Source organism: Methylibium sp., from assembly GCF_013817345.1.
In the GTDB taxonomy this organism is placed as follows: Bacteria; Pseudomonadota; Gammaproteobacteria; order Burkholderiales; family Burkholderiaceae_C; genus Methylibium.
In genome coordinates, this window is record NZ_JACDCW010000143.1 from 1 (window position 1) to 7,123 (window position 7,123).

7 protein-coding genes and 1 pseudogene are annotated in these 7,123 nt (G+C 65.2%); all 8 read right to left on the reverse strand.

The features are described 5' to 3' along the window. On the reverse strand, positions 1-1,589 hold a 1,589-nt coding region (acnA, locus tag H0W40_RS18290), incomplete at its 3' end, for an aconitate hydratase AcnA (RefSeq protein ID WP_292449137.1). A 43-nt stretch (positions 1,590-1,632) separates the two neighbouring features. Next, positions 1,633-2,055 carry a type II toxin-antitoxin system VapC family toxin gene (locus H0W40_RS18295; RefSeq protein WP_292449139.1) on the reverse strand — a complete coding sequence of 141 codons (423 nt, stop codon included), beginning with the start codon at positions 2,053-2,055 and terminating at the stop codon, positions 1,633-1,635. Continuing rightward, positions 2,052-2,315 (reverse strand): AbrB/MazE/SpoVT family DNA-binding domain-containing protein, encoded by a 264-nt coding sequence (locus tag H0W40_RS18300; RefSeq protein ID WP_292449140.1) that lies wholly within the window; start codon positions 2,313-2,315, stop codon positions 2,052-2,054. The genes H0W40_RS18295 and H0W40_RS18300 overlap by 4 nt, the downstream gene beginning before the upstream one ends. A 91-nt stretch (positions 2,316-2,406) precedes the next feature. Then, complete coding sequence (locus tag H0W40_RS18305) at positions 2,407-3,858, reverse strand: bifunctional 2-methylcitrate dehydratase/aconitate hydratase (RefSeq protein ID WP_292449142.1); 1,452 nt, start codon at positions 3,856-3,858, stop codon at positions 2,407-2,409. Positions 3,859-3,884: 26 nt separating this feature from the next. Then, complete coding sequence (locus H0W40_RS18310; protein ID WP_292449144.1) at positions 3,885-4,409, reverse strand: hypothetical protein; 525 nt, start codon at positions 4,407-4,409, stop codon at positions 3,885-3,887. A gap of 101 nt (positions 4,410-4,510) precedes the next feature. Continuing rightward, the gene (prpC, locus tag H0W40_RS18315) at positions 4,511-5,698 is read right to left on the reverse strand and encodes a 2-methylcitrate synthase (protein WP_292449146.1); all 1,188 of its coding nucleotides are present in this window, start codon (positions 5,696-5,698) and stop codon (positions 4,511-4,513) included. Positions 5,699-5,717: 19 nt separating this feature from the next. Then, positions 5,718-6,611, reverse strand: a complete 894-nt coding sequence (gene prpB, locus H0W40_RS18320; RefSeq protein WP_292449148.1) for a methylisocitrate lyase — start codon at positions 6,609-6,611, stop codon at positions 5,718-5,720. Positions 6,612-6,719: 108 nt separating this feature from the next. Then, positions 6,720-7,123, reverse strand: a pseudogene (locus tag H0W40_RS18325) (malate dehydrogenase); the annotation flags it as partial.

Here is a 7,123-nt window from a genome sequence, read left to right on the forward strand (position 1 = left end):
ACCGCCGCGCACACCAGGTCGTTCTTGCTGATCGCCTCGTTGATCTCGGGCGTGAGGTCGCCCGAGTTGCCGATGCAGGTGGTGCAGCCGTAGCCGGCCAGGTAGAAGCCGAGCTTCTCGAGGTAGGGCAGCAGACCGGCCTTCTGCAGGTACTCGGTGACGATGCGCGAGCCGGGCGCGAGCGAGGTCTTCACATGCCGCTTGACGGTAAGCCCGGCTTCGACAGCCTTCTTCGCCAGCAGACCCGCCGCGAGCAGCACGCCGGGGTTGGAGGTGTTGGTGCAGGACGTGATGGCGGCGATCAGCACGTCGCCGTTCTTGATGTCCAGGCCGTCGCTCGTCGTGAAGCCTTGCCCCAGCTTGGCCGCCGGCTGGTTGAAACCGTTCTCTGTCGGCGGCTTGCTGAACAGCGAGCCGAACTGCGTCTTCACGTTGCCGAGTTCGATGCGGTCCTGTGGGCGCTTGGGGCCGGAGAGTGAGGGAGCGACGCTGCCGAGGTCGAGCTTGACCACCGAGCTGTAGTCGATCTCGCCCGACCCGGGGACGCCGAACAGCTTCTGTGCCTGGAAGTAGGCGGTGAAGGCTTCGATCTCGGCCTGCGTGCGGCCCGTGCCCTGGAAGTAGGCGATGGTCTTCTCATCGACCGGGAAGAAGCCCATGGTGGCGCCGTATTCCGGCGCCATGTTGGCGATCGTGGCGCGGTCGGGAAGGGCGAGCGTGCGGGTGCCCTCGCCGAAGAACTCCACGAACTTGCCGACCACCTTGGCCTTGCGCAGGATTTCCGTGACGGTGAGCACCAGGTCGGTGGCGGTGACGCCTTCGCGCAGCCGGCCCGTCAGCTCCATGCCGACCACGTCGGGCGTCAGGAAGTACACCGGCTGGCCCAGCATGCCGGCCTCGGCCTCGATGCCGCCCACGCCCCAGCCGACGACGCCGATGCCGTTGATCATGGTCGTGTGGCTGTCGGTGCCGACCAGCGTGTCGGGGTAGTGCACGCCGTCAGCCGTCTTGTGCACGCCGCGCGCCAGGTACTCGAGGTTGACCTGGTGCACGATGCCGAAGCCAGGCGGCACGACGCCGAAGGTATCGAACGCGTCCATGCCCCACTTCATGAATTCGTAGCGTTCGCGGTTGCGCGAGAACTCGAGCTTCATGTTGAGGTCCAGCGAGTCCTTAGAGCCGAAGTGATCGATCATCACCGAGTGATCGACCACCAGGTCCACCGGCACCAGCGGCTCGATCGCCTTCGGGTTCTTGCCCATCTTGGCCGCCACGTTGCGCATGGCTGCCAGGTCGGCGAGCAGGGGCACGCCGGTGAAGTCTTGCAGCACCACGCGCGACACGATGAAGGGAATTTCCTCGCTGCGTTCGGCGTTCGGTTGCCACTTGGCGAGCTGCTCGACGTGCTCACGCGTGACCTTCTTGCCGTCGCAGTTACGCAGCACGCTTTCGAGCACGATGCGCATCGAGACCGGTAGCCGGTTCACGTTGGGGAACTGCTTGGCGAGTTCGGGCAGCGAGAAGAACTTGCCGGTGGCGCCGGAGGCGGTCTTGAAGCTCTTCTGGGTGGTTTGGAAGGCGTGGGCCATGCGGACCTCGGAATGTGGGTGGGGAATGGGAGAGAAAGAAGACTCAGGCGGCTCGCGGTTCGATGACCTTCAAGCCCTTGAAGTAGTCGCGGAAGAAGCCGGCGTCGCGGGTGATGAGGGCGTTGCATTGCATCAGGGCGTGTGCACCGATCAAGAAATCGGGCACCGTGCGCCCGCGCGCCGTACCCGCCTGGTGGGCGCGCAGACGCTCCTTGTAGCGGCGTTGCATCTCGCCGGCGCGCACGGCGGAGCGCAGCTCGAGTGAAGAAAATGCGATGCCGGATTCTTCCAGCGCATCGACGACCACGGCGCCATGGCCCAGGCCGGCCACGACTTCCGCCAGCACGACTTCGCAGGCAACCACCGGCCCCTGAGTCAGCGCGGCCCGCAGGGCGTCCTCGGCAGACGCCGCTCGGGCGTCTGCGCCGATCAGGTCGATCAGCACCGAGGTATCGATCGCAATCATTCGGCGGCGTCGTCCGGCGGCGGATAGGGGTCGCCAGGCGCCCGGCCGCGCAGCTCGCGCATGATGTCGTCGGTGCTCACGCCCGGCGGCAGCTTGACGCGCCCGCGCAGGCGCGAGATCGCGTCGCTCACGTTTTTGCGCAAGATGATGCGCCCGCCATCGAGTTCGACCTTGAGCTGAGTGCCCTTGGTCAGGCCGAGCGCGTCTCGCACGGCCTTGGGCAGGGTGATCTGCCCGCGTTCTGCAACGGTGGCTTCCATGGCGGCTCCTGGTTCCTTGCGAGAAAAAGTATGCACGAATTGTACATACCGTTTCCCGCATATTCAAGGGCCGCGCAACTTGCGCGAAGGGTCAGATCGCGTACAGATCGACGTACTCGTGAACCGGCATCGCCTCGAGCGCCTTCTGGTCGAGGCTCACGTCGAGGATGGCGTCCTGCTGCTTCTTCGGAAAGCGGCGCGCTAGGTTGACGCGGAACTTGGCCTCGAGCAGGGGGATGCCGTCCTTGCGGCGGCGCTTGTGGCCGATCGGGTACTCGACGACCACTTCCTTCAGCTTCTTGCCGTCCTTGAACTCGATGGTCAGCGCATTGGCGATCGAGCGCTTCTCGGGATCGTGATAGTCCCTGGTGAAGGCCTTGTCTTCCACGCATTCGATCTTGTCGCGCAGCGTGTCGATGCGCTTGTCCCGAGCCACGTTGTCTTCGTAATCCGCCGCGGTGAGTCGCCCGAAGATCAGCGGCACCGCCACCATGTACTGGATGCAGTGGTCGCGGTCGGCAGGATTGTCGAGCGGACCCTTCTTGTCGATGATGCGGATGCAGGCTTCGTGGGTACGGATGCTGAGCTTCCTGATGTCATCGACCGTCTTGCCGGCCTTGCGGAGTTGGGCGTGCAGAGTCATCGCCGCTTCCACGGCCGTCTGCGAGTGGAACTCGGCCGGGAAGCTGATCTTGAACAGCACGTTTTCCATCACGTAGCTGCCGTAGGGCCGCTGGAACTCGAACGGCCGGCCCTTGAACAGCACGTCGTAGAAGCCCCAGGTCTTGGCCGAGAGCACGGAGGGGTAGCCCATCTCGCCGGTCTTCGCGATCAGTGCCAGCCGCACCGCACGAGAAGTGGCGTCGCCGGCCGCCCAGCTCTTGCGCGAACCGGTGTTGGGCGAATGGCGATAGGTGCGCAGGGACTGGCCGTCGACCCAGGCCAGCGACACGGCGTTGAGGATCTCGTCTTTCGTGAGCCCCATCATCTCGGCGACGACGGCTGTGGAGGCCACCTTGACCAGCACGACGTGATCGAGGCCGACCTTGTTGAACGAGTTCTCCAGCGCGATACAGCCTTGAATCTCGTGGGCCTTGATCATCGCGGTGAGCACGTCTCTCATGACCAACGGTTTCTTTCCGGCGGCGACGGCATTGCGCGAGAGCCAGTCCGCCGTGGCCAGGATGCCACCGAGGTTGTCGCTCGGGTGGCCCCATTCAGCCGCGAGCCAGGTGTCGTTGAAGTCCAGCCAGCGAATCATCGTGCCGATGTTGAAGGCGGCCTGGATGGGGTCGAGCTGATGCTGGGTGCCGGGCACCTTGGCGCCGTGCGGCACCACTGTGCCCGGCACCACCGGCCCGAGCAGCTTGGTGCAGGCCGGGTATTCGAGTGCCTCGAGTCCGCAGCCCAGGGTATCGATCAGGCAGTTGCGCGCCGTGTCATAGGCGAGCACGCTCTTGATCTTGTACTTGGCGACGTACTCGACGATGTCGACGAGAACCTGATCGGGCTTGGGGCGGACGTTCGAGATCGGTGCGGACATGGGGCCTCGGAATGCGGAGCGGAAATTTATCTGGCAGCGGCCTTGACGGCTGCGACCGCGGCGCGCTGCTCGGCGTGCGTGCAGCCGTCGACCATGCGCTGGCCGACCTTGTGATTCATCATCATCGACTTGACCGGGATCTGCAGCCACACGATGCCGTTGCGTTGATCCTCGAGGCGCACGGCGCCGGTGGAGGTTTCACGGGGCGTCATGGTGTAGGTCGCCTTCTTGAAGGCGACGCGGAAATGGCCCGGTTTGTCGAGCATCGCATCGACGCTCACACTTTGATCGAACTCGCACTGCGCGGTGCCGGTCAGCACGCGGCTGCTGAGTGCAATCTGCTGTTCGGTCAGCGATTCGTTCGCGTCGTCCGGAGCCTGTGCATCGGACTGCAACTGCTTGCTCGAGGGCGAGGCAACCTTCTTGGCGGGGCTCAACGTTGCGACTTGCTCGGTCGGCCTGTCCTTTGCCGTCTGAGCCAAAGCCAAAGGACTCGCCGCCAGCAGGCCGGCGGTGAGCAGCGACAGGGACAGTGCGGGGATCGAGTGCATGAAAGACTCCAAGGCGGAAGTGGAGCTTGGATTCTTGGAGTTGCCTGGGGTCAGAGGCGTTGCAAAGTGCATCCGGCCCGGTGCAGCGCGTGCGTTAAGTCTCAGCGCCGCTCGTTGATTGGAACGAAGACCTGATCGTCCGGCCCAACGTAGTTGGCGCTGGGGCGAATGATCTTGCCGTCGATGCGCTGCTCGATGACGTGAGCCGCCCAGCCCGATGTGCGCGAGATCACGAACAGGGGGGTGAACATGGCCATCGGCACGCCCATCATGTGGTAGCTGACCGCGCTGAACCAGTCGAGGTTGGGAAACATCTTCTTGGCGTCCCACATCACCGCTTCCAGCCGTTCGGCCACCGCGAACATTTTCAGGTTGTTGGCGTCGCGCGACAGCCGCTCGGCCACTGCCTTGATCACCTTGTTGCGAGGGTCGCTGACGGTATAGACGGGGTGGCCGAAGCCGATCACCACTTCCTTGCGCTCGACTCGCGCTCGAATGTCGGCCTCGGCCGCGTCGGGCGTGTCGTAGCGGCTCTGGATGTCGAAGGCGACCTCGTTGGCGCCGCCGTGCTTGGGCCCGCGCAGCGCGCCGATGGCGCCGGTCACGGCCGAGTAGAGGTCGCTGCCCGTGCCGGCGATCACGCGGCCGGTGAAGGTCGAGGCATTGAACTCGTGCTCGGCATAGAGGTTGAGCGAGGTGTGCATGGCGCGCACCCAGAGCTCGCTCGGCGGCCTGCCGTGCAAGAGGTGCAGGAAATGTCCGCCGATGGAGTCGTCGTCGGTCTCGAGCTCGATGCGCCGGCCGTTGTGGCTCCAGTGGTACCAATACAGCAGCACCCCGCCCAGAGCCGCGAGCAGCCGGTCGGCGATGTCGCGCGCGCCGGGATGGTTGTGGTCGTCCTTCTCCGGCAGCAGGCAGCCGAGCACCGAAACGCCGGTGCGCATCACGTCCATCGGGTGGCTGCTGGCGGGCAGTGCTTCGAGCGCGGTCTTCAGTGCGGCCGGCAGGCCGCGCAGCGACTTCAGCTTCAGTTTGTAGCCGGCGAGCTCGGCGGCGGTCGGCAGCTTGCCGTGAATCAGCAGATAGGCGATCTCCTCGAATTCGCTGGTCTCGGCGATGTCGAGGATGTCGTAGCCGCGGTAGGCGAGATCGTTGCCGGTACGGCCGACGGTGCACAGCGCCGTGTTGCCGGCGGCGACACCGGACAGCGCGACCGACTTCTTGACCTTAGGGCCGCTTGCGTTGGCCGGTGTGGCGGCGGATGCGCCTGCTGCTGCTGCTTCGCTCATGTGGAATCCTTCTCGCGTCTCACTTCTTCCCCGAAAACAGGGCGTCGAGATGCTGCTCGTGGCGGTGGTAGCCGATGCGCTCATAGAGCTCGTCGCGCGTCTGCATCGTGCCCAGCACGTTCTTCTGCGTGCCGTCGCGCCGGATGGCCGTGTACACCGCCTCGGCCGCCTTGTTCATCGCGCGAAACGCGCTGAGCGGGTAGAGCACCATCGCCACGTCGGCGCTGCGCAGTTCGTCGACGGTGAACAGTGGCGTCTGGCCGAACTCGGTGATGTTGGCCAAGACAGGCGCCTTCACCGCATCCACGAAACGACGGTAGGTCGGCAGGTCGTGAGCGGCCTCGGCGAAGATGCCATCGGCGCCGGCCTCGACGCAGGCGATGGCGCGCTCGATGGCCGCATCGACGCCTTCGGCCTGGATGGCATCGGTGCGCGCGATGAGGAAGAAGTCGGCATCGGTCTTCGCGTCGGCCGCGGCCTTGACGCGATCCGCCATCTCCTGCTTCGAGACGATCTCCTTGCCCGGTCGGTGGCCGCAACGCTTGGCGCCGACCTGGTCCTCGATGTGGCAGGCCGCAGCCCCAAACTTGATCAGGCTCTTGACGGTACGCGCGATGTTGAAGGCGCTGGGCCCGAAGCCGGTGTCGATGTCGACCAGCAAGGGCAGCTCGCACACGTCGGTGATGCGCCGGATGTCGGTGAGCACGTCATCGAGCGTGTTGATGCCGAGGTCGGGCAGGCCGAGCGAGCCGGCGGCCACGCCTCCGCCCGAAAGGTAGATCGCCCGGTAGCCGGCGCGCTCGGCCAGCAACGCATGGTTGGCGTTGATCGCGCCGATGATCTGCAGCGGCGTCTCGGTCTTCAGCGCCTCGCGAAAGCGGGCGCCGGCCGAGCCGGCGGTTCGAGCGTTCATGGGCAGGTGTCCTGTTGCGCGAGCGTCAACCCGGATCGGCGCAGAGAGAAGGAGAAGGCGCGCGCCGACCGGAGGCCGAAACCGGAAAAAGAGGGCAGGTCCTCGTGGTCAGAGCAGGTGCTTGACGCCGTCCTGCTCTTCCAGCAATTCCTTGAGCGTGAGGTCGATGCGCTCCCGCGAGAAGGCGTCGATCTCCAGACCTTCGACGAGCTTGTACTCGCCGGCCTCGGTGGTGACCGGAAAGCCGAACATCACGTCCTTCGGAATGCCGTAGTCGCCATTGCTCGGCACACCCATCGTGACCCATTTTCCTTGCGTGCCCAGCGCCCAGTCGCGCATGTGATCGATGGCGGCATTGGCAGCCGAGGCGGCGCTCGAGAGACCACGCGCGTCGATGATCGCCGCGCCGCGTTTGCCCACGGTGGGCAGGAAGGTGTCCTTGTTCCAGACCTGATCGTTGATCATGTCCTTCACCGCCTTGCCGTCGGCAATGGCGAAGCGATAGTCCGCGT

Coding starts and splice junctions, on each gene's coding strand:
- H0W40_RS18300 (WP_292449140.1), bottom strand. CDS start 2,315: ATGGAAGCCACCGTTGCAGAACGCGGGCAGATCACCCTGCCCAAGGCC.
- H0W40_RS18295 (WP_292449139.1), bottom strand. CDS start 2,055: ATGATTGCGATCGATACCTCGGTGCTGATCGACCTGATCGGCGCAGAC.
- prpB (WP_292449148.1), bottom strand. CDS start 6,611: ATGAACGCTCGAACCGCCGGCTCGGCCGGCGCCCGCTTTCGCGAGGCG.
- H0W40_RS18305 (WP_292449142.1), bottom strand. CDS start 3,858: ATGTCCGCACCGATCTCGAACGTCCGCCCCAAGCCCGATCAGGTTCTC.
- H0W40_RS18310 (WP_292449144.1), bottom strand. CDS start 4,409: ATGCACTCGATCCCCGCACTGTCCCTGTCGCTGCTCACCGCCGGCCTG.
- prpC (WP_292449146.1), bottom strand. CDS start 5,698: ATGAGCGAAGCAGCAGCAGCAGGCGCATCCGCCGCCACACCGGCCAAC.